Annotated in this window: 21 protein-coding genes; 8 read left to right on the top strand and 13 right to left on the bottom strand. The window is 68.1% G+C overall.

Translation table 11 applies throughout. The features are described 5' to 3' along the window. Positions 1 to 68: 68 nt before the first annotated feature. Positions 69 to 1,160 (bottom strand): redox-regulated ATPase YchF, encoded by a 1,092-nt coding sequence (gene ychF, locus SB751_RS24010; protein ID WP_144200504.1) that lies wholly within the window; start codon positions 1,158 to 1,160, stop codon positions 69 to 71. Between the two features lie 138 nt (positions 1,161 to 1,298). Here ychF and SB751_RS24015 point away from each other — a divergent pair, with 138 nt between their 5' ends. The 6 genes from SB751_RS24015 to SB751_RS24040 all read left to right on the top strand — a co-directional run bounded on the left by SB751_RS24015 (position 1,299) and on the right by SB751_RS24040 (position 9,285). Continuing rightward, positions 1,299 to 2,606 (top strand): UbiH/UbiF family hydroxylase, encoded by a 1,308-nt coding sequence (locus tag SB751_RS24015; protein WP_144200506.1) that lies wholly within the window; start codon positions 1,299 to 1,301, stop codon positions 2,604 to 2,606. Between the two features lie 58 nt (positions 2,607 to 2,664). Continuing rightward, complete coding sequence (locus SB751_RS24020) at positions 2,665 to 3,423, top strand: DsbC family protein (protein WP_092299058.1); 759 nt, start codon at positions 2,665 to 2,667, stop codon at positions 3,421 to 3,423. Between the two features lie 121 nt (positions 3,424 to 3,544). Next, the gene (locus SB751_RS24025) at positions 3,545 to 4,546 is read left to right on the top strand and encodes an MDR family oxidoreductase (protein ID WP_144200508.1); all 1,002 of its coding nucleotides are present in this window, start codon (positions 3,545 to 3,547) and stop codon (positions 4,544 to 4,546) included. Positions 4,547 to 4,623: 77 nt separating this feature from the next. After that, on the top strand, positions 4,624 to 6,510 hold the full coding sequence (locus tag SB751_RS24030) for a M61 family metallopeptidase (protein WP_410748636.1): 1,887 nt from the start codon (positions 4,624 to 4,626) through the stop codon (positions 6,508 to 6,510). A 102-nt stretch (positions 6,511 to 6,612) separates the two neighbouring features. Next, positions 6,613 to 8,970 (top strand): FUSC family protein, encoded by a 2,358-nt coding sequence (locus SB751_RS24035; protein ID WP_410748637.1) that lies wholly within the window; start codon positions 6,613 to 6,615, stop codon positions 8,968 to 8,970. 24 nt (positions 8,971 to 8,994) lie between these two features. Beyond that, a complete protein-coding gene (locus SB751_RS24040; protein WP_144200516.1) occupies positions 8,995 to 9,285 on the top strand; it encodes an acylphosphatase in 291 nt (96 codons plus the stop codon). 14 nt (positions 9,286 to 9,299) lie between these two features. Here SB751_RS24040 and SB751_RS24045 read toward each other — a convergent pair whose 3' ends face one another. From SB751_RS24045 to rpe, 8 genes are all read right to left on the bottom strand, one after another. Then, positions 9,300 to 10,070 carry a uracil-DNA glycosylase gene (locus SB751_RS24045; RefSeq protein ID WP_144200518.1) on the bottom strand — a complete coding sequence of 257 codons (771 nt, stop codon included), beginning with the start codon at positions 10,068 to 10,070 and terminating at the stop codon, positions 9,300 to 9,302. Positions 10,071 to 10,096: 26 nt separating this feature from the next. Beyond that, entirely contained in the window at positions 10,097 to 10,741 is a 645-nt protein-coding gene (locus tag SB751_RS24050; protein WP_144200520.1) for a CYTH domain-containing protein, read from the bottom strand. Positions 10,742 to 10,769: 28 nt separating this feature from the next. After that, positions 10,770 to 11,573 carry an indole-3-glycerol phosphate synthase TrpC gene (gene trpC / locus SB751_RS24055; RefSeq protein ID WP_144200522.1) on the bottom strand — a complete coding sequence of 268 codons (804 nt, stop codon included), beginning with the start codon at positions 11,571 to 11,573 and terminating at the stop codon, positions 10,770 to 10,772. 6 nt (positions 11,574 to 11,579) lie between these two features. Continuing rightward, entirely contained in the window at positions 11,580 to 12,608 is a 1,029-nt protein-coding gene (gene trpD, locus SB751_RS24060; protein WP_144200524.1) for an anthranilate phosphoribosyltransferase, read from the bottom strand. A gap of 56 nt (positions 12,609 to 12,664) precedes the next feature. Beyond that, entirely contained in the window at positions 12,665 to 13,234 is a 570-nt protein-coding gene (locus SB751_RS24065) for an aminodeoxychorismate/anthranilate synthase component II (RefSeq protein ID WP_144200526.1), read from the bottom strand. Positions 13,235 to 13,257: 23 nt separating this feature from the next. Continuing rightward, entirely contained in the window at positions 13,258 to 14,775 is a 1,518-nt protein-coding gene (gene trpE / locus SB751_RS24070) for an anthranilate synthase component I (protein WP_144200528.1), read from the bottom strand. A gap of 462 nt (positions 14,776 to 15,237) precedes the next feature. Continuing rightward, positions 15,238 to 15,984: a phosphoglycolate phosphatase gene (gene gph / locus SB751_RS24075; protein ID WP_144200530.1), complete on the bottom strand. Its 747-nt coding sequence runs from the start codon at positions 15,982 to 15,984 to the stop codon at positions 15,238 to 15,240. 17 nt (positions 15,985 to 16,001) lie between these two features. Further along, a complete protein-coding gene (rpe, locus tag SB751_RS24080; protein ID WP_144200577.1) occupies positions 16,002 to 16,703 on the bottom strand; it encodes a ribulose-phosphate 3-epimerase in 702 nt (233 codons plus the stop codon). A gap of 259 nt (positions 16,704 to 16,962) precedes the next feature. On the opposite strand from rpe, the gene apaG reads away from it, so the two are divergent. Continuing rightward, positions 16,963 to 17,337 (top strand): Co2+/Mg2+ efflux protein ApaG, encoded by a 375-nt coding sequence (gene apaG / locus SB751_RS24085; protein ID WP_092299026.1) that lies wholly within the window; start codon positions 16,963 to 16,965, stop codon positions 17,335 to 17,337. 18 nt (positions 17,338 to 17,355) lie between these two features. Here apaG and SB751_RS24090 read toward each other — a convergent pair whose 3' ends face one another. Then, positions 17,356 to 17,553: a hypothetical protein gene (locus SB751_RS24090; protein ID WP_144200532.1), complete on the bottom strand. Its 198-nt coding sequence runs from the start codon at positions 17,551 to 17,553 to the stop codon at positions 17,356 to 17,358. 179 nt (positions 17,554 to 17,732) lie between these two features. Here SB751_RS24090 and SB751_RS24095 point away from each other — a divergent pair, with 179 nt between their 5' ends. Then, positions 17,733 to 18,827 carry a murein transglycosylase A gene (locus SB751_RS24095; protein WP_410748638.1) on the top strand — a complete coding sequence of 365 codons (1,095 nt, stop codon included), beginning with the start codon at positions 17,733 to 17,735 and terminating at the stop codon, positions 18,825 to 18,827. Between the two features lie 22 nt (positions 18,828 to 18,849). Here SB751_RS24095 and paaK read toward each other — a convergent pair whose 3' ends face one another. From paaK to paaG, 3 genes are read right to left on the bottom strand one after another with little or no spacing between them, the layout of a single operon-like run. Beyond that, positions 18,850 to 20,154, bottom strand: coding sequence for a phenylacetate--CoA ligase PaaK (paaK, locus tag SB751_RS24100; protein WP_144200536.1), 1,305 nt, complete (start codon positions 20,152 to 20,154; stop codon positions 18,850 to 18,852). Continuing rightward, on the bottom strand, positions 20,151 to 20,585 hold the full coding sequence (gene paaI, locus SB751_RS24105) for a hydroxyphenylacetyl-CoA thioesterase PaaI (protein WP_144200538.1): 435 nt from the start codon (positions 20,583 to 20,585) through the stop codon (positions 20,151 to 20,153). The genes paaK and paaI overlap by 4 nt, the downstream gene beginning before the upstream one ends. Before the next feature lie 52 nt (positions 20,586 to 20,637). Further along, on the bottom strand, positions 20,638 to 21,462 hold the full coding sequence (gene paaG, locus SB751_RS24110) for a 2-(1,2-epoxy-1,2-dihydrophenyl)acetyl-CoA isomerase PaaG (protein ID WP_211944242.1): 825 nt from the start codon (positions 21,460 to 21,462) through the stop codon (positions 20,638 to 20,640). Positions 21,463 to 21,505: the final 43 nt, after the last annotated feature.

The raw sequence follows: 21,505 nt of genomic DNA on the forward strand, positions 1-21,505 counted from the left end.
CTCGGGCTACGGCCCAAAAGCAAAAAACCCGGCATCTGCCGGGTTTCCTTGGAAGGGGTACGCTTGCCTCAGACGTTAAACAGGAAGTTCATCACGTCCCCGTCCTTCACCACGTATTCCTTGCCTTCGGCGCGCATCTTGCCGGCTTCCTTCGCGCCCTGTTCGCCCTTGAACTGGATGAAGTCCTCGTAGGCGATGGTTTGCGCGCGGATGAAGCCGCGTTCGAAGTCGGTGTGGATCACGCCTGCGGCCTTGGGGGCGGTGTCGCCCACGTGGATCGTCCAGGCGCGCACTTCCTTCACACCCGCCGTGAAGTAGGTCTGGAGGCCCAGCAGCGTGAAGCCGGCGCGGATCACGCGGTCCAGGCCGGGCTCTTCCATGCCCAGGTCGGCCAGGAATTCTGCCTTGTCGGCATCTTCCAGGTCGGCAATCTCGGCTTCGATGGCTGCGCAGACAGCCACGACCGGCGAATTGGTCAGCTTGGCGTGCTCGCGTACCGCGTCGAGGTGCGGATTGTTCTCAAAACCGTCTTCGCGCACATTGGCCACGTACATCGTCGGCTTGGCGGTGATCAGGCAGAACGGGCGGATGGCTTCCCATTCCTCGGGCGACAGGTCCAGCGTGCGCACGGCCTTGGCCTGGTCGAGCACGGTCTGTGCCTTTTCCAGCACTGCCACCAGTCGCTGCGCTTCCTTGTCACCGGCGCGGGCGGGCTTGATGTAGCGCGCGTGGGCCTTTTCCACCGTGGCCAGGTCGGCCAGCGCCAGTTCGGTGTTGATGACTTCGATGTCCGACAGCGGATCCACCTTGCCCGCCACGTGGATCACGTTCGGATCCTCGAAGCAGCGCACGACGTGCGTGATGGCGTCGGTTTCGCGGATATTGGCCAGGAACTGGTTGCCCAGGCCCTCGCCCTTGGACGCGCCCGCCACCAGGCCGGCGATATCGACGAATTCCACCGTCGCCGGCAGGATACGCTCTGGCTTGACGATCTCAGCCAGCTTCGTAAGCCTCGGATCCGGCACTTCCACGACGCCCACATTGGGTTCGATGGTGCAGAACGGATAGTTTTCGGCGGCGATGCCGGCCTTGGTCAGGGCATTGAACAGCGTGGACTTGCCGACGTTGGGCAGGCCGACGATGCCGCATTTGAGGCTCATGGTGTCTGGCTGGAAATAGCAAAGCCTGTATTCTAGCGGATGGCCACCCTTGGCCAGCCTTTATCCCCCGGCGGCCGGCCCGCCACGGCTTGTGCGATGTCTCCGATGGCGCGCACGTCACGTCGCTATAATCGAGGCATGACCGGACCAGCCGCACCGGCGCGTCGCGCCGCCTCCCATTCCATGTCCTCGACTCCATCTTCCCGCTTTCAGATTGCCGTGGTCGGCGGCGGCATCGTCGGCAAGGCCTGCGCGCTGCTGCTGGCCCAGCAGGGCATGCAGGTCGCCCTCGTCGCCCCGCGCCCCGTGGGCGAGACCGCGCGCACCGGGGAAGACGACTGGGACAGCCGCATCTACGCGTTCTCGGCCAGCTCGCAGCAATTGCTGGAGCGGCTGCGCGTCTGGGAGGCGCTCGACCCCGCCCGCGTACAGCCCGTGCGCGACATGCGCGTCTTCGGCGACGTCAGCGCCGCCGAGGCCAGCCCCTCGCCGCACGGCGACCTCCATTTCTCGGCCTATGCCGCCGCCGTGCCGCAACTGGCGTGGATCATCGAGTCGAGCCATGTGGAGCGCGTGCTGGACACCGCGCTGCGCTTCCAGCACCAGGTGCAATGGTTCGACGAAGCCGCCGATGGGTTCGAGCGCGACCTCGACGGCGTGACCCTGACCCTCGCCAGCGGCGCCCGCGTGCGCGCCAACTGCGTGGTCGGCGCCGACGGCGCGCGCTCCTGGGTGCGCCAGCAATGCCATATCGGCACCAGCCAGCGGCGCTACCGCCAGCTTGGCGTGGTGGCGAATTTCGCCTGCGAACTGCCGCACCAGGAAACCGCGTGGCAATGGTTCCTGGGCGCGCCCGAGAAGCTCATGGCCGACGAGGAACTCGCCAATGGCGAGATCGTCGCCATGCTGCCGCTGCCCGGCAACCGCGTGTCGATGGTCTGGTCCGCCGATGAAGCCCACGCGCAGGACCTCGTTGCGCTGTCCCCCGAGGCCCTCGCCGCCACCGTGGCCCAGGTGGCCAACGGCGCGGTCGGCGCGCGGTTTGGCGCGCTGCGCTGCCTGACGCCGGCCAAGGGTTTCCCGCTGGTGCTGCAGCGTGCCGAGCAGTTCGTCCAGCCGCACGTGGCGCTGGTTGGCGATGCCGCGCATGTGGTGCATCCGCTGGCCGGGCAGGGGATGAATCTTGGTTTACGCGATGTGACGGAACTTGGGCGCGTGATGGCCGACAAAGAACCGTTCCGCTCGGAAGGCGACCTGCGCCTGTTACGCCGCTACGAGCGTGCACGTGCCACGGACCTGCTCTCCCTGACGGCCGCCACCGATGGCCTGCACCGGCTGTTTTCGCTGCCGGGCACGCCCGCGCGGCTGATACGCAACGCCGGCATGCGCGCCGTGGGCGGCCAGGGGCTGCTCAAGCGCTTCCTGATCGGCCGCGCGCTGGGCTGAGCCGGCTATCCACTATTTAAAGATTCTGCCGACAAGGCACCCGAACCCTGGAGTCACCATGTTGCAACTGTTCCGCCGCCGTTCCGCCCGCATGGGCGCCCTTGCTGCCCTGGCCGGTGGCCTGGCCCTGGGCGGCTACGCCCTGCACGCGCTGGCCGCGGACGAGCCGGGCACGGACCGCATCAAGGCGTCCATCCAGAAGATGCTGGGCGGCCGCGCCGAGGTGAAGAGCGTAACCAAGGCGCCGGTACCGGGTCTGTATGAAGTCAACGTGGCCGGGCAGATCGTCTACACCGATCCCACCGGGCGCTACATCATCAATGGCGAGGTCATCGACACCAAGACCAACACCAACCTGACCGAAGAGCGCCTGGCCGAGCTGAACAAGATCAAGTGGTCAGACCTGCCGCTGGCGCGCGCCATCAAATGGACGAAGGGCGATGGCAGCCGCACCGTGGCGGTGTTCTCGGACCCGAACTGCGGCTACTGCAAGAAGATCGAGCAGACCTTCCAGCAGATGGACAACATCACGGTCTACACCTTCCTCTACCCGGTGCTGTCGCCCGACTCGACCACCAAGGCCAAGCAGGTCTGGTGTGCAACAGACCGTACCAAGGTGTGGCGCGACTGGATGCTGAACCATGTGGCCATTACCGGCAACGGCAGCTGCAAGACGCCGGTGGACGAGAACCTGGCGCTGGGCCAGAGCCTGAACATCTCGGGCACGCCGGCGGTGTTCTTCACCGACGGCACGCGCATCCCGGGTGCGGCGGACATCGCCACGCTGGAGCGCAAGCTCGCCAGTCTCAAGAAGTAACGCGCGGCGCCGGACCCTCCCGGCTGTCTGAAGCGGCCGGCACTGTCCGGCCGTTTTGCTTTCCGGCGCCTGCGCTGCGTTACCAAATTCCCTGAAAAATCAAAGAGATCGAGGAGACACCATGACGTTCCAGGCTTTGCTGCTGACCCAGGCCGATGGCAAGACGGCCGCCGCCGTCACCCAACTCGATGAATCCGCGCTGCCGGTGGACGGCAACGTGCTGGTGGCCGTCGACTATTCGACCATCAATTTCAAGGACGGGCTGGCGATCACGGGCCGCGCGCCGGTGGTGCGCAAGTGGCCGATGGTGGCGGGGATCGACGGCGCCGGCACGGTGCTCGATTCGAGCGACCCGCGCTGGCGCACCGGCGACCGCGTGGTGCTGAACGGCTTCGGCGTGGGCGAGACGCACTGGGGCTGCCTGGCGCAGCGCGCGCGGTTGCAGGGCGACTGGCTGGTGCGGCTGCCGGATGCGTTCACGTCGCGGCAGGCCATGGCGATCGGCACGGCCGGCTACACGGCCATGCTGTCGGTGCTGGCGCTGGAGCGCGGCGGCGCGCTTGGGCCCGTGAAGCCCGGCGATGGCGAGGTACTCGTCACGGGCGCCTCGGGCGGCGTGGGCTCGGTGGCCATCGCCATTTTGTCGAAGCTCGGCTATCGCGTGGTGGCGTCTACCGGCAAGACCGCGGAGGCGGATTTCCTGCGCGCGCTGGGCGCCGCCGACGTGATCGACCGTGCCGAACTGGGCGCGCCGGGCAAGCCGCTCCAGAAGGAGCGCTGGGCGGGCGTGGTGGATTCGGTGGGCTCGCACACGCTGGTCAATGCCTGCGCCCAGGTGCGCTACGGCGGCGTGGTCACGGCGTGCGGGCTGGCGCAGGGCATGGATTTCCCGGCCTCGGTGGCGCCGTTCATCCTGCGCGGCGTGACGCTGGCCGGCATCGACAGCGTGATGGCGCCGATGTCGCTGCGGGAGACGGCGTGGAAGCGGCTGGCGCAGGATCTGGCCCCGGACCGGCTCCAGGCCATCACGCGCGAGATCCGCCTGGGCGAGGCCATCGACGCCGCCAGCCAGATCATGGCGGGCGGCATGCGCGGGCGCGTGGTGGTCGATGTGAACGCCTGAGGCAGGCGTCCGAGGGAACCCCCACAAGACAAGTCCACGTTCGAAGGGTGACGGGGCGTGGCGCTACAATCGCAACCATGACGCCGATCCGCTACGCCATCGCCCCGCTTCAGCCCGAAGCCCATCTGTTCGCCGTGACCGTGACGGTGGACGCCCCCGACCCCGCCGGCCAGGTGTTCACGCTGCCCGCGTGGATTCCGGGCAGCTACATGATCCGCGACTTCGCGCGCAATATCGTCCGTATCCGGGCCGATGCGGGCGGGGCGGCGGTGCCGCTGACCAAGCTCGACAAGCAAACCTGGCAGGCTGCGCCACTTGCCGCCGATGCCGCCGATGCCGCCGATGCCGCCGATGCCGCCGATGCCGCCGATGCCGCCGATGCCGCCGATGCCGGGCCGCTGGTGCTGCAATACGAGGTCTACGCCTGGGACCTGTCGGTGCGCAGCGCGCACCTGGACACCACCCACGGCTTCTTCAACGGCAGCTCCGTGTTCCTGCGCGTGGTGGGGCAGGACGACCACCCGTGCACCGTCGATCTGCACGCGCCCACCGGCGAGGCGTATGCCGACTGGCGCGTCGCCACGGCGCTGCCCGAGGCGCGCGGCCCCGGCGGCGCGCGCCGCTACGGCTTCGGGCGCTATCAGGCGGCCAACTACGACGAACTGATCGACCATCCAGTGGAGATGGGCACGTTCGCCATGGCCAGCTTCCGTGCCTGCGGCGCCCAGCACGACGTGGTGTTCACGGGCAAGGTGCCGAACCTGGACCTGCAACGCGTCTGCCGCGACCTGAAACAGATCTGCGAGGCCCAGATCCGACTGTTCGAGCCGCGCTCGGCCCGCGCGCCGTTCCTGGACAGCAATCGCCGCTACGTCTTCATGACGATGGTGACCACCGATGGCTACGGCGGCTTGGAGCACCGCGCCAGCACGGCGCTGATGTGCGCGCGCGGCGACCTGCCGGTGCGTGGCAATGCCGAGACCAGCGAGGGGTATCGCACCTTCCTGGGGCTGTGCAGCCACGAGTACTTCCACACCTGGAACGTCAAGCGGATCAAGCCGGCGGCGTTCGTGCCGTACCAGCTCGCGCAGGAAACCTATACGCCGCTGCTGTGGCTGTTCGAAGGATTTACGAGCTACTACGACGATCTGATCCTGGCCCGGACGGGGCTGGTTTCAACCGCGCAGTACATCGAGATGCTGACCAAGACCTGGAACGGCGTCTTGCGTGGCAACGGCCGCACCAAGCAGAGCGTGGCCGACAGTGCCTTCGATGCCTGGACGAAATACTATCGGCAGGACGAGAACGCGCCGAACGCCATCGTCAGCTACTACACCAAGGGTTCGCTGGTGGGGCTGGCGCTGGACCTGACCATTCGCGAGAAGACCGGCGGGCGAAAGTCGCTCGATGACATCATGCGCGCGCTCTGGCAGCGCTACGGCCGCGACTTCTACGCGCCGGGCGCCACCCAGCGCGGTGTGACGGAGGCCGAGGTCCATGCGCTGTTCGATCAGGTGACCGGGCTGCGGCTCGGCCCGCTGCTGCGGGCGCTGACCGAGGGCACGGGCGAGATCAACCTGCCGCCGCTGTTCCGCGCGTTCGGCATCAAGGCCGAACGTGTCGAGCCGGGCAAGCCGTCCGCCGGCGCGGCGCTGGGCATCAAGACCCGCAACGAGGAAGGCTGGGTACGCGTGAGCCAGGTGCTCGACGGCGGGGCAGGGCAGGCGGCCGGCGTTTCGGCGGGCGACCTGCTCGTGGCGCTGGACGGCCTGCGGCTGGCGCCGGGCCAGCTCGACAAGCAACTGGCGCGCTACCGCCCCGGCGACGCCGTGCAACTCCACCTGTTCCGGCGCGACGAACTCCAGGTGCTGCCCGTCACCCTGGCGCGCGAGCCGGCCATGCAGTACAAAGTGAACGTGGAGCCCGGCAAGCATGCGGCCCGCACGCGCTGGCTGGGGCAGTAACCGGCCGATGACGGCGCCCGGGTCCTGACACCGGGCGCCGGTCGCCCCCATCCGCGCCAACGTCGCCATCGTTCGCCAGCCCCGCCAGCCCCAAGCCGCCCCATGGAATACGCGCACGATCCCCGCACGTTTCTCTTCTCGCACTATATCTACCGTGGCCTGCGCTCGGCCACCGGGGTCATCGGCGCCACGCTGCTGGCCATGCAGGTCATGGACCTGCCCAGCGCCATGGTCGTGTCGATGGGCGCGCTCTGTACCAGCCTGATGGACCTGCCCAGCCCGCTGAACCACAAGTTCAACGAGATGCTGGCCAGCGTGCTGCTGTGCACCGCCGTGACCGCCGTGGTGGCGCTGGCCACGCCGTTCCCGCGCGTGCTGCCGTGGGTGCTGGTGCTGGTGACCTTCCTGGCCGGGATGATGACGGTCTATGGCAACAAGACCATGCCGTTGCAGTTTTCGGCATTGTTCGTCATGACACTCACCGTGAACGAGGACTTCGTGCTCCAGAAGGCGCTTGTCCACGCCGGGCTGTTCGGGGCCGGGGCGGTGGCCTACCTGGCGTATGCGATGGCGGTCAGCTGGGTCATGGAGCGGCGCACGCGCCAGCAGATCCTGGCCGAGTCGCTGTACGAAATGTCTCACTACCTCGAGATCAAGGCAGGTTTCTACGATGCCGGCACCGACTACGAGGAACAGTTCAACCAGCTGGTGCGCCAGCAGATCGTGGTGGCCGAGCGCCAGCAGGCCGCGCGCGACCTGGTGCTGCGGGGAAACCGCACCAAGCACGATGGCCTGCTGGTGCGCGTGCACCTGCGGATGCTCGATCTCTACGAGTACATCCTCTCCACCAACACCGACTATCCCTTGCTGCGCCAGACCTTCGGCGGCACGCCGGCGCTGGACGCGATACGGCGGCTGGTGCGCGGCCTGGGCAAGGATCTCGAGGAAATCGCCTACGACGTCACGCGTGGCAAGCCCTCGTACAGCGCCCATGACTACGGCCCTGACCTGCGCGCCGTGACGGCGGAAATCGAACAATTACGACATCACCACGTGCCGGCGGCGGCCATGACAGCGCTAGCGGAGACGCTTGAGATGATTCGCGGCGCCATCACGCTGGTTGGCCAGCTGCACGAGGCGTCCCGCACGCCGGTGGAGCCGGCCAAGGTGATGCCGGGATCGGACATGACCCCGTTCCTGACCCGCCAGAAGTACGAGCTGGGCGTGATCCTGGACAACCTGCGCTGGCGCTCGCCGGCGTTCCGCTACGCGCTGCGCATCACGATGGCGGTGGCGGTAGGGCTCTGGCTGGGCGACCGGCTGCCGTATGCGTCGCACAGCTATTGGATTCTTCTCACGATTGTCGTGATCCTGAAGCCGAACTACAGCCTGACCAAGCAGCGCTACAACGACCGGTTGATCGGCACGCTGATCGGCTGTCTGATCAGCGTGGTGGTGCTGCGCGTGGTGACGGAGCCGCTGGTGCTGCTGGCGGTGCTGTACGTGGCGCTGGTGGCCAGTTCGGCGTTTTCCACCATCAAGTACCGCTATACGGCCATCGCCGCCTGCGTACAGGTGCTGATCCAGATCAACCTGCTGATGCCGGGCAGCCAGACCGTGGTGGGCGAGCGGCTGATCGATACGGTGATTGGCGGCGTGATTGCGTCCATCTTCAGCTTTGTGCTGCCAAGCTGGGAGTACCGGGCGATTCCGAAGCTGGTGGAGAACGTGCTCCAGGCGAACCGGCGCTATATCGCCGCCACGCGTGACCTGCTGCTGCGCCGCACCAAGGACGACTTCGCCTACCGCGTGCAGCGCAAGCAGTTCATGGACAACCTGTCGGCGCTGATTGCCTCGTTCCAGCGCATGCTCGACGAGCCGCGCAGCCGGCACCGCGCCGTGGACAACCTGAGCCGCTTCATCAATCAGAATTATCTGGTGGCGGCGCATGTGGCGGCGGCGCGCATCCAGGTGCGCCAGCACTACGAGGAACTGGACGTGCCAGCGGCGGAGGCCGCCATCGAGCAGGCCACGGAGGCCGCCACGCGCAGCCTGACGCTGGCCAGCGAACGGCTGGCGGGCGAGGAGCGGCACGGGCCACGCGGCGCCGGCTTTATCCGCACGCCGACGGAAACTGCCGTGGCCGGCGTAGGCCTGCCGCCGCACGAGCCGGCCGCAGGGGCCGCCGCCGATGACGACGAAGCCAGCGAGCGCCGCGCGCGGATCGCGGATTCGGCCGACCGGCGCAAGGCGGACGTGCTGGCCCAGGCCGCCGCGGCGGGCGAGATCGGCGCGGACGAGCGGGATGACCCCGCGCAACCTGCCGAGTCGGGCGCGAGTTCGACCGGACGCGCCGCTAATGCAGTGCTGGAGCGCCGCCTGCGCGCGCTGCGCGAGGACGCCGCCAAGATCGCGCTGCGCACCGGCGCGATTGGCCGGTCGATGGCGGAGAAGGACTGAGACGATTCCGAAAAGGAGCGACCGATGACATCGACCGCCGAAACCTGGCATCTCACCGCCCATGGCCGCGTGCAGGGCGTGGGCTATCGCGCGGCCTGCGCGGACCGCGCCTCGGCGCTGGGGCTGGTGGGATGGGTGCGCAACCGGACCGATGGCACGGTCGAGGTCATCGCGCGGGGGCCGCGCGACCAGCTTGAGGCGTTACGGACGTGGATGGCGGCGGGCCCACCGGCGGCGCAGGTGTCGAGGGTGGAGATGACGCCCGCTGACGACGAAGGGCCGTTCAGCGGATTCCGCTGGCTGCCGACTGCTTGACGATTCGTCAGCCTTCAGTCGGCTTTCAGCCAGTCGATCGGCGCACGGCCATGGCGTTCCAGCCAGTCATTGGCCTGCCGGAAATGCCCGCAACCCAGGAATCCGCGATGCGCGGACAGCGGCGACGGGTGTGGCGCCTCCAGGACGCAATGCGTGTGCGCGGTCTGCCCATCGAGCAGCGCCCGCTTGGCTTGCGCATGGCTGCCCCATAGCAGGAACACGAGATTGGGCTGTGACGCCGCCAGCGCGTGGATCAGGCAGTCGGTCACCGCCTCCCAGCCGCGCTTGGCGTGGCTGGCCGCCTGGCCTTGCTCTACGGTCAGCACGGTGTTCAGCAGCAGCACGCCCTGACGCGCCCAGCCTTCCAGGTTGCCGGAGGCGCGCGTCGGCTCGGCGCCATACTCGGCCCCGATTTCCTTGAAGATATTGCGAAGGCTCGGCGGCACCTTGACGCCCTCGGGCACCGAGAACGCCAGGCCGTGCGCCTGCGGAATCTCCGCGCCGCCGACCACCCCGGTGCCGTGATACGGGTCTTGCCCCAGGATCACGACCTTGACGGCATCGGGCGGCGTCAGGTGCAGCGCATGGAAGACCGCGTGCGGAAATACCGGCTTGCCGGCGGCGCGCTCGCCATCGACAAAGCGCGCCAGTTCGTCCCACGCGGCATGGCCGAGGCACGGCGCGAGCAGGGCCCGCCACGCGGCGGGCAGCGCATCGACCTGGGTTTGCAGCGGGGCGATGGCAGGGGGCTCGGCGGCCGGGGCGGCAAAGAAGTCGGCTTGCATGCGGGGAGGGCGGGAGGGGGAGAAGGTCAGGAAAGCGAGCCGCCCGTCAGGCGATAGCCGCGCGCGGCCTTGCTCAGATCGGACGGGGTGAGCGGTGCCACATGGGCCAGCCGTGCGGCGAAGGCGCGCAGCGCGGCTTCGGCGAGGGGGCTGTCGTCGCCATCCTCACCGGGCAGCCATTCGAGTTCGAGTTCCTGGATGGTCTCGGTCCGGGCCTGCCCGGGCGCCGTAATCGTGCCGGTATCGAGCGCGGCTTCGATGCGCGCGCCGTCCTGCGTGACGATCCACGTGCGGCGGACGAAATCGGTGCGAAATACCGGCGCCAGTTGCCCGGCCAGCGGCGCCAGCACGGCGCGCGCGTCGTCGGGGAAGCGGGACAGCTCGATGGCCTCGCCGGCCACCTCGCACTCCCACTCGTTGCGCGAGGCCAGTCCGCCCTGGCTGCTGCCGGCGGTCTTCAGCGTCTGGAGCCACTGGCTGCCTGTCTGGTTGTCTTTCTGGCGCAGCCGCAGCGCGGCACGCTGGCGGGCCAGGTCGCGCGCGGGCGTGTCCAGGTAGACATTGAGCAGCGTGGTTTCGCCACGCGCCTCGCCGTGGGCATCGAGCCATGCGGCCACGGCCGCCAGCGCGGCGTCTGGCACGGCGAGCTTCAGTTCGATTTCACGCGGCATGGGGGTCGTCCGGGGTTAGGCGAAGGGCTCAGGCAAACAGCCGCGCCAGCTCCGCGCCCGGATCGGGCGCGCGCATGAACGCCTCGCCAACCAGGAAGGCGTTGACGTTGGCGTCGCGCATCCGCTTCACATCGGCCGGGCCGAGGATGCCCGACTCCGTGACCACGAGCCGCTCCGGCGGCATCGACGGCAGCAGGTCCAGCGTGTTGTCCAGCGAGACCTCGAAGGTGCGCAGGTTGCGGTTGTTCACGCCCACCAGCGGGGTCTTGAGGCGCAGCGCGTGGTCCAGTTCGTCGGCGCCGTGCACTTCCACGAGCACGTCCATGCCCAGTTCCAGCGCGCAGGCTTCCAGTTCGGCCATCAGGCCCGGGTCCAGCGCGGCCACGATCAGCAGGATGCAGTCGGCGCCCCAGGTGCGGGCTTCGTAGACCTGATACAGGTCGACCATGAAGTCCTTGCGCAGCGCCGGCAGCGGGCAGGCCCCGCGCGCGCGCTTCAGGAAATCGGCATGGCCCTGGAAGAAGTTCACGTCGGTCAGCACGGACAGGCAGGCCGCGCCGTGGCTGGCGTAGCTTTCGGCGATGGCCTCGGGCACGAAGTGCTCGCGCAGCACGCCCTTGGACGGCGACGCCTTCTTGACCTCGGCGATCACGCCCGCGTGGCCCGCGGCGATCTTCTCGCGCAGGGCCCGCTCAAAGCCGCGCGGCGCCAGGCCGGGCTCGGTGCGCAGGGCCTCGGCCTCGGCGCGCAGGCTGGGCAGGTCGCGTTTCTTGCGTGCGGCGGCTACTTCGTCGGCCTTCACGGCCAGGATTTTTTGCAGGATGTCGGACATGGCGGATTACTTGAATTGCTGCGTGGCGCGCACGAACTGGTCGAGCTTCTCGCGGGCGGCGCCGCTGGCGATGGCTGCGCGCGCGCGTTCGATGCCATCCTCGATCGAGCTGGCCACATTGGCCGCGTAGAGCGCGGTGCCGGCGTTCAGTGTGACGATTTCGCGTGGCGTACCCGGCACATCGGTCAGCGCTTCGAGCAGCATCTCCTTCGATTCCGCGGCATCGGCCACCTTCAGGCCCCGGTTGGAGATCATCGACAGGCCGAAGTCCTCCGGGTGAATCTCATACTCGCGCACTTCGCCATCCTTGAGTTCGCCCACCAGCGTGGCGGCGCCGAGCGAAACCTCGTCCATGCCGTCCTTGCCGTACACGACGATGGCGTGCTTGGCGCCCAGGCGCTGCATCACGCGCACCTGGATGCCGACGAGGTCCGGATGGAACACGCCCATCAGGATATTGGGGGCGTCGGCCGGGTTGGTCAGCGGGCCGAGGATGTTGAAGATGGTGCGCACGCCCATTTCCTTGCGGATCGGGGCGACGTTCTTCATGGCCGGATGGTGCGTCGGCGCGAACATGAAGCCGATGCCGGTCTGCGCGATGCACTGGCCGACCTGCTCCGGCGTGAGCATGATGTTCACGCCCAGCGCCTCCAGCACATCGGCGCTGCCCGACTTGGACGACACGCCCCGGTTGCCGTGCTTGGCGATCTTCGCGCCCGCGGCGGCTGCCACGAACATCGACGCCGTGGAGATGTTGAACGTATGCGACCCATCGCCGCCCGTTCCCACGATATCGACGAAGTTGTCGCGGTCCGTCACCGGCACCTTGTTGGCGAATTCGCGCATCACCTGCGCCGCCGCCGAGATCTCGCCGATGGTTTCCTTCTTGACGCGCAGCCCGGTCAGGATGGCGGCCGCCATCACGGGCGAGATCTGCGCCTGCATGATCTGCCGCATCAGGTGCAGCATCTCGTCATGGAAGATCTCGCGGTGTTCGATGCAGCGCGTCAGCGCTTCCTGCGGCGTGATGGACATGGCGGATTCTTGAATGTGGTCGGGGGCGGGGGCGAATGTTGCGGGGTCGAGCCGCCTCATCGCGGCACCTTCAGGAAGTTGGCCAGCAGCGCATGGCCGTGTTCGGACAGGATCGATTCCGGGTGGAACTGCACGCCTTCCACGGCCAGCGTCTTGTGGCGCACGCCCATGATCTCGCCGTCCGGCGTCCACGCGGTCACTTCCAGGCAATCGGGCAGGGTCTCCCGCTCGATCGCCAGCGAATGATAGCGCGTGATGTCGAAGTGCCTGGGCAGGCCGGCGAACACGCCTTCCTGGGTGGTTTCGATGGTGCTGACCTTGCCATGCATGACCTGCTTGGCGCGGATCACTTTTCCGCCAAATGCCTCGCCGATGGCCTGGTGGCCCAGGCACACGCCCAGCAGCGGGATCTTGCCGGCGAAGTGTTGCAGCACGGCCACCGAGATGCCGGCTTCCTTCGGGCTGCACGGGCCGGGCGACACGCAGATGTGGTCCGGCTTGAGCGCCTCGATGTCCTCGAGCGTGATCTCGTCGTTGCGGTAGGTCCGCACGTCGGCGCCGAGTTCGCCGAAGTACTGCACCAGGTTGTAGGTAAACGAGTCGTAGTTGTCGATCATCAGCAGCATGGTCGTTTCTCCAGTTCCTGGGGTCAGAGGTCGGCGTCCAGGCCGTCCTGGACTTGCTCGGCGGCGCGGATCACGGCGCGCGCCTTCGCCTCGGTTTCCCTCCATTCGGCCTCGGGGTCCGAGTCCGCGACAATGCCGGCTGCCGCCTGCACGTAGAGATTGCCGTCCTTGATGATGCCGGTGCGGATGGCGATGGCGAGGTCCATCTCGCCGCCGAACGACAGGTAGCCCACCGCGCCGCCATAGATGCCGCGCTTGCGCGGCTCCAGTTCGTCGATGATCTCCATCGCACGCACCTTGGGCGCGCCGGACAGCGTGCCGGCGGGGAAGGTGGCGCGCAAAACGTCCAGATTGCTCATGCCTTCGCGCAGCGTGCCTTCCACCGAGCTGACGATGTGCTGCACGTGCGAGTACTTCTCGATGACCATCTTGTCGGTCACCTTCACCGTACCGGTCTCGGCAATGCGCCCGATGTCGTTGCGCGCCAGGTCGATCAGCATCACGTGCTCGGCGATCTCCTTCGGATCGTTGAGCAGTTCGGTGGCCAGCTGGGCGTCGCGCTCGGGCGTGCTGCCGCGCGGGCGCGTGCCGGCCAGCGGGCGGATCGTCACGATGTGCTTGCTGTCGGCATCGCCGTTGGTGCCCATCTTGCGGGTTTCCTGCCGCACCAGGATCTCGGGCGAGGCGCCCACCACCTGGAAATCGCCGAAATTGTAGAAATACATATAAGGCGACGGGTTCAGCGAGCGCAGCGCGCGGTACAGCGACAGCGGCGAGTCGCGGTACGGCTTGACCAGCCGCTGGCCGATCTGCACCTGCATCATGTCACCGGCCATGATGTATTCCTTGGCCTTGTGCACGGCGGCGATGTAGTCCGCCTTGGCGAACTCGCGGTAGACCTCGGACTGCACGGACGGGCTGGTCACCGGCACGTCCACCGGCTGGCGCAGCTTCATGCGCAGCTCACGCAGGCGCTGGCGCGCGCGCGGGTAGGCCTCGGGCGTGGTCGGATCGGCGTAGACAATCAGGTAGAGCTTGCCGGACAGGTTGTCGATGACCGCGAGTTCCTCGCACAGCAGCAGCTGGATGTCGGGCAGGTTCAGGTCGTCCGGCTTCTGGGTATCGGCGAGCTTTTTCTCGATATAGCGCACCGCGTCGTAGCCGAAATAACCGGCCAGGCCGCCGCAGAAGCGCGGCAGGCCGGGGCGCATGGCCACCTTGAAGCGGCTCTCGAAAGTGGCGATAAAGTCGAGCGGATTGCCCTCGTGGGTCTCGACGATCTTGCCGTCGGTCACCACCTCGGCGCGCTGGCCGTAGGCGCGCAGCAGCGTGCGGGCATGCAGGCCGATGAACGAATAGCGGCCGAAGCGCTCGCCGCCCACCACCGATTCCAGCAGGAAGGTGTTCACGCCGCGCGTTTGCGACTGGGCCAGCTTCAGGTAGAGCGAGAGCGGCGTTTCCAGGTCGGCCAGCGCCTCGGCGATGATCGGAATACGGTTGTAGCCCTGGTCGGCCAGCGATTTGAATTCCAGTTCGGTCATGTCGATCCTCTTCTTGCGGCACCCGCGTATCGGATGTGGGGCGCGGCACCGCTTGTGTCGGCAGGGGAGGGCTGGCAACGCTGGCAACCCGCCCCGGGGGCGGACCGTGGTGCGAAAGACTTGCACGAAGGCGCACAAGCGCGCACACGGCCGGGCGTGGCGTGCGGCGCGTTCTTGAGCTAACCGTAGCACATGCGGCTACGGCGCTGGCGGAGGGATCTGGGGATCGGCGCGGAGGCCGGCCTTGGGTGTTGGTATGACTACCGGGGGCCGGGTCCGGCGGAACCGGGAGCTTGTCGGGGACGGCAGGCTGCGTGAAGCAGCGGGGTCCGGCCCGGCAAGTCCGTCAGGTGACTCGCGAACGCACTTTACGCCTGTTCAGAGGCGCGCCAGCGACGCCAGGGCCAGGCCTGCCGATCACTGCCAGAAAAGATGCGTTTGCGGTTGAGAAACATGGAGTTTTCAGCGTGGTACCCGCTGTGCGCGCTGTGCGGTAACAAGCGCTGCGGCGCGGGCAATGTCGGGGACTATACCATCGGCGTCAACGCCTTGTACAGGGTTCCCATGGTTGTAGCCATATGGCACCAACAGCACACCCATACCGGCCGCGCGGGCCGCCTGCGCATCGTTTTCGGAGTCGCCGATGGCCAGCACGGCGGCCGGATCGAGGCGGAAAGCCTCGGCCACCTTGAGCAGCGGGAACGGATCGGGCTTGCGCAGCGCGAAGGCGTCGCCGCCATAGACCAGCTCGAAAAATGGCGCCAGGCCGGTCTTGGCCAGCAGCGGTTCGGTGAAATTCCAGGGCTTGTTGGTCACGCAGGCCAGCCGCAGCCCGGTTGCCTTCAGCGCCGCCAGCCCCTCGCACACATTGGGGTAGAGCGCCGAGAACTGGCCGTTGATGCGCACGTATTCGCGGTCATAGAGCGCGTAGGCCTCGGCAAACAGGCCGTTGGCGTGCAGCGGCGCGAAACGGGCGTCCAGCACCCGGCGGATCAGGTTTTCCGATCCCTTGCCGACGAAGCTGACGATCTCCTGGGTGGACATCGGCGCCACCGGCCCCAGGTGCGGATGCAGGTGCGCCAGCGCCAGCAGCATTGCGTTGACGGAGGCGTGGAAGTCGCCCGCCGTATCCACCATGGTGCCGTCCAGGTCGACGATCACCGCCTCGATGCCGCTCCAGTCCGTGCGGCGCAGGATTTCAAGACCCATCTGTCCGGCCCGTCCGCTCAACGGCCAGCCGTGGCCAGCGCGTCGCGCAGCTGGCCGAGGATGCCGCGGTAGCCGCCATCGGCGTCGGGCTTGCTGAACACGGCGGAGCCGGCCACGAAGGTGTCCGCGCCGGCCGCGGCGATCTCGGCGATGTTGTCCACCTTCACGCCGCCGTCCACTTCCAGCAGGATCTGGCGGCCGGTGCGGGCCGTGTAGGCGTCGATGCGGGCGCGCACGGCGCGCAGCTTGTTCAGTGTCTCGGGAATGAACGACTGGCCGCCGAAGCCCGGGTTGACGGACATCAGCAGGATCACGTCCAGGCGGTCCATCACATGGTCCAGGTGGTGCAGCGGCGTGGCTGGGTTGAACACCAGGCCGGCCTGGCAGCCGTGGTCGCGGATCAGGGCCAGCGAGCGGTCGATGTGATCGCTCGCCTCCGGGTGGAAGGTGATGATATTGGCGCCTGCCTTGGCGAAGTCCGGGATGATGCGGTCTACCGGGCGCACCATCAGGTGCACGTCGATCGGGGCGGTCACGTGCGGGCGGATGGCCTCGCAGACCAGCGGGCCCACGGTCAGGTTCGGCACGTAGTGGTTGTCCATCACGTCGAAATGGATCCAGTCGGCGCCGGCTTCGGTGACGCGGCGCACTTCCTCGCCCAGGCGGGCGAAGTCGGCGGACAGGATGGACGGGGCGATGCGGTAGGTGGGCGTGCTCATGGTGTGGGGCGGTGCGGGCGGGGCGGGTGGCCCGGCCGGCATCCGGATCGTCGGCATGGGAATGGCGCGTATTTTACGCCGGACCGGGCCCGCGGCGCCGGGCCGGGTCCGAATCCCGCCCAACCTCGCCAAAATCCACCCGCTTGCCCCTGCCGGGGCCTTGCCGCACAATGCGGACACCCGACCGTGGCGCCCGGCGCCGCAGGCCGCCCCGACCATCCATCCGATCCGTCGATCCCGGTCGACGCATGAGCCAGCAATGAGCGAGTACGCTTTTTCCGTGGCGGTACGCACCCAGTACCTGCCCGACCAGTCGGACCCCGATCGCGGACGCTTCGCGTTCGCGTACACCATCACCATCCACAACACCGGCGAAGTGGCCGCGCAGCTGATTTCGCGCCACTGGACCATCACGGACAGCGATAACGCCGCGCAGGAAGTGGCCGGCCTCGGCGTGGTGGGCCATCAGCCGCTGCTCAAGCCGGGCGAGCACTTCGAATACACGAGCTGGGCGACGATTTCCACCCCGGTGGGGTCGATGAAGGGCCTGTACTTCTGCGTGGCCGAGGACGGCCATCGTTTCGAGGTGCCGATTCCCGAGTTCGCGCTGGTGCTGCCGCGCATGCTCCATTAAGGGAGCCGGGCCGGGAACTCAGGCGGCGGGCGGCGGGTCTGCGTCCTTCGGTGCCTCGGCGGTCCGGGACGGATGATCCTGGGGCGCGCGGCTCGGGCGCGGATGCTTGCGCGCCGTGCCCATGGTCCACACCACGATGAAGATCAGCAGCAACAGCGCCACGCCGGCTTCGGCCGCGAGCAGCAGGGTGGGATGGTCTTCGAAGAACTGGCTCATCGGGATCAGGATCGGGATCGAGGCGTGGATCGGTCAGACAGGTACGAGATTGTAGGACATGCGTGCCGCCGCGCAGCGCGCGCACGGTGCTAACAACGAAGACGATGGCATATCAGGAATCCTTTGGGGCGGTATCTCCGTGCAACCAGCCGGCAACGGGCGGGAAATCGACGGCATCCATGACCGGATGGCGCACGTGGCTGGCGCTGGCCGGGGCGGCCGTGCTGCTGGCCGGCTGCATGAGCGGCCCGCCGCCGCGCGTGGAAGGCCCGGGCGGCACGCCCGGCACCCCGGCGCCGCCGGCTTCCGCCAACGCCGGACGGCTGCAGCCGTCCAGCTGGGCCGAGATCGGCGGCTGGAGCCAGGACGACGTGCGCGCCGCCTGGCCCGCGCTGCAGGCCAGCTGCCAGGCCCTGAAGAAGCGTGCCGACTGGAACCGCGTCTGCGCGGTCGGCCTGATGGTGGATGCCGGCGACCTCGCCGCCATGCGCGAGTACTTCGAGACCCATTTCCAGCCATTCCGCGTGATCAATGGCGATGGCACCGATAGCGGCCTGATCACCGGCTATTACGAGCCGATCCTGCACGGATCGCGCACGCGCCAGGGTGCCTTCCAGATTCCGCTGTACCGCCGCCCGCCGCAACTGGGCAAGGGTGCGCTGCCGGCCCGGGCCGAGCTGCTGCGCAACCCGGCGCTGCGCGGCAACGAGGTGGTCTGGGTGGACGACGCCGTGGAAGCCGCCTTCCTCCAGATTCAGGGCTCGGGCCGCATCCGGCTGCCCGATGGCTCGGTGATGCGCGTCGGTTTCGGCGGCACCAATGACCAGCCGTTCCGGTCCTTCGGCAAATGGCTGCTCGACCGGGGCGAGATCACGTCCGCGCAGGCCACCATGCAGGGCATCAAGGCGTGGGCGCGCGCCAATCCGGCCCGCGTGGAGGAGATGCTCAACGTGAATCCGCGCTACGTCTTCTTCCGTGAACTGCCGCCGAACAACGACGGACCGGTCGGCGCGCTGGGCGTGCCGCTGACCGCCGAGCGGTCGATTGCCGTCGATCCGGCCACGATTCCGCTGGGCGTGCCGGTGTTCCTCTCGACCACGCGGCCGCTCTCGACCGAACCGATCCAGCGCCTGATGTTCGCGCAGGACACCGGCTCGGCCATCAAGGGTGGCGTGCGGGCCGACTTCTTCTGGGGCGCCGGCGACGCCGCCGGCGAGACGGCCGGCCGCATGAAGCAGGGCGGCCGGATGTGGGTGCTGATGCCGCGCAGCTAAGCGGCAGCCCTCAACTTCGGGGCTAGCGCGGCCGCTGATCCACGATGCGCCGCGCCTTGCCCACCGACCGCTCCACGCCGCCTTCGGGCAGGATCTCGATGGCGGCCGTCACCCCGATATACGCCTTGATGTCGTGGACCAGCCCCGAGCGGGCCTGCTGCGCCCCCTCCGGCTCGGCGCCGTGGGCGCACTCCACACGCACCGTCAGCGTATCCATCGGCCCTTCCTTGCCGAGCACGCACTGGTAGTGTGGCGCCAGTTCGGCGTGCTTCAGGATCAATTCCTCGATCTGCGACGGAAACACGTTCACGCCGCGCACGATCATCATGTCGTCGGTGCGGCCGGTGATCTTCTCCATCCGGCGGAACGCGGCCCGCGCCGTGCCCGGCAGCAGCCGGGTGAGGTCGCGCGTGCGGTAGCGGACCACCGGCATCGCTTCCTTGGTCAGCGAGGTGAAGACCAGTTCGCCGAACTCGCCATCGGGTAGCACTTCGCCGGTTTCCGGGTCGATGATCTCGGGGTAGAAGTGGTCTTCCCAGATCGTCGGGCCGTCCTTGGTCTCGGCGCATTCGTTGGCCACGCCGGGGCCCATCACCTCGGACAATCCGTAGATATCGACCGCCGAGATGCCCATGCGGCGTTCGATGGCCAGGCGCATCTCGGGCGTCCACGGCTCGGCGCCGAAGATGCCGATGCGCAGCGACGTGCTGGCCGGGTCGATGCCCTGCCGCTCGAATTCATCGGCAATCGCCAGCATGTAGCTGGGCGTGACCATGATGATCTCGGGCTTGAAGTCCTGGATCAGCTGCACCTGGCGCTCGGTCTGGCCGCCGCCGAACGGGATCGCCGTCAGCCCGGCCTTTTCCACCCCGTAGTGCGCGCCCAGCCCGCCCGTGAACAGGCCGTAGCCGTAGCTGACGTGCACCTTGTCCCCGCGCCGCGCACCCGAGGCGCGGATCGAGCGCGCCATGACCGTGGCCCAGGTGTCGATGTCGCGCAGCGTGTAGCCGACCACCGTGGGCTTGCCCGTGGTGCCGGAGGACGCGTGGATGCGCGCGATCTGGTCCTGCGGCACGGCGAACATGCCGAACGGGTAGTGATCGCGCAGGTCCTGCTTGGTGGTGAACGGAAAGCGCGCCAGATCTGCCAGCGACTGGATCTGATCCGGATGCACGCCGGCGGCGTCGAACTTGCGGCGATAGACCGGCGAATGGTCGTAGGCATGGCGCAGGGACCATTTCAGGCGATCGAGCTGCAGGGCCTGGAGGTCTTGCCGGCTGGCGGTCTCGATGGGCTCCAGCGGCAGGTCGGTAAGGCGCGTGCTCATGTTGGCTCCACCACGTGGCCCTTGATCTGGGCGGACTTGCCCCGGAACATCGCCACCGGCTCGCCGGCCTGGTTGGTCACGCGGATGTCGTAGACGCCGTGGCGGCCGGACAGGACCTGCTCCTGGGCCTCGGCCGTCAGCACGTCGCCGCCGTGCACCGGGCGCAGGAACTCGATCGAACAGCCGGCGGCCACGGTGTTGATGTTGTGGCTGTTGCAGGCGAACGCGAAGCTGGAATCGGCGAGCGTGAACATCAGCCCGCCATGGCAGATGCCGTGGCCGTTGAGGAATTCGGGCCGCACCGGCATCGAGAGCCGGGCGTAGCCGGGGCGCACGGCTTCCACGACGATGCCGAGCCAGCGGCTGCACGCATCGGCCTCATACATGGCGGCGGCGGCCGCTTCGGCCAGGGCCTGGGGGTCTTGGGGCAAGCGGGTCTCCTCGGGCTGTCTATATATATAGGGGGCGATTTTGGGCAGCGGGCTATCGGCCAGTGAAGTGCGGGGCGCGCTTCTCCAGGAACGCGTTCACGCCTTCCGTGTAATCGTGCGACTGGCCGAGATCGCGCTGGAGGTCGCGTTCGAGGTCCAGCTGGGTGTCGAGCGTGTTGGTGGCGCTGGCATACATCGCCCGCTTGATCGCCGCCAGCGCGCGGGTGGGCTGGGCGGCGAGGTGGGTGGACAGCGCCATCGCCTGTTCGGCCAGCAGGGGGTCGTCCATGACTTCCCAGACCAGGCCCCATTTCTCGGCTTCGTCAGCGCTGAGGCGGTCGCCGGTCATCGCCAGCCCCATCGCGCGGCCCATGCCGAGCCGCTTGGGCAGCAGCCAGGTGCCGCCGGAGTCCGGTACGAGCCCGATCTTCACGAAGGCCTGGATGAAGCAGGCGGAGCGGGCGGCCAGCACCATGTCGCAGGCCAGCGCGAGGTTGGCGCCAGCGCCGGCTGCCGTGCCATTGACGGCCGCCACCACGGGCAGCGGGAGCGCCTGGAGGCGGCGGATGAGCGGGTTGAACCAGGTATCGATCAGCTCGCCGAGGTCGGTGCTGTGGCCGGGCGTGAAATCGAGATCGGCAAGATCCTGGCCCGCGCAGAAACCGCGCCCGGCACCGGTCAGCAGCAGGGCGCGGGCGCCGCCGGCTTCCACGTGGTCGAGCGCGGCGACCAGCGCCTCGTGCATCTGGTGGGTGAAGCTGTTGAGCTTGTCGGGGCGGTTCAGCGTGACCACGGCCACGTCGCCCTGCCAGCGCAGCAGGATCGGGCCGGCGTCGAGCGTCGCCCGGGCCGCGGCCGACGATGAGGATGGGGGCATGGTTGTCTCCTGCGCCATATTGTTCTCCGGGTCGGTGAGTGGC

Source organism: Cupriavidus sp. SIMBA_020 (assembly GCF_046535395.1).
Taxonomy (GTDB): Bacteria; Pseudomonadota; Gammaproteobacteria; order Burkholderiales; family Burkholderiaceae; genus Cupriavidus; species Cupriavidus campinensis.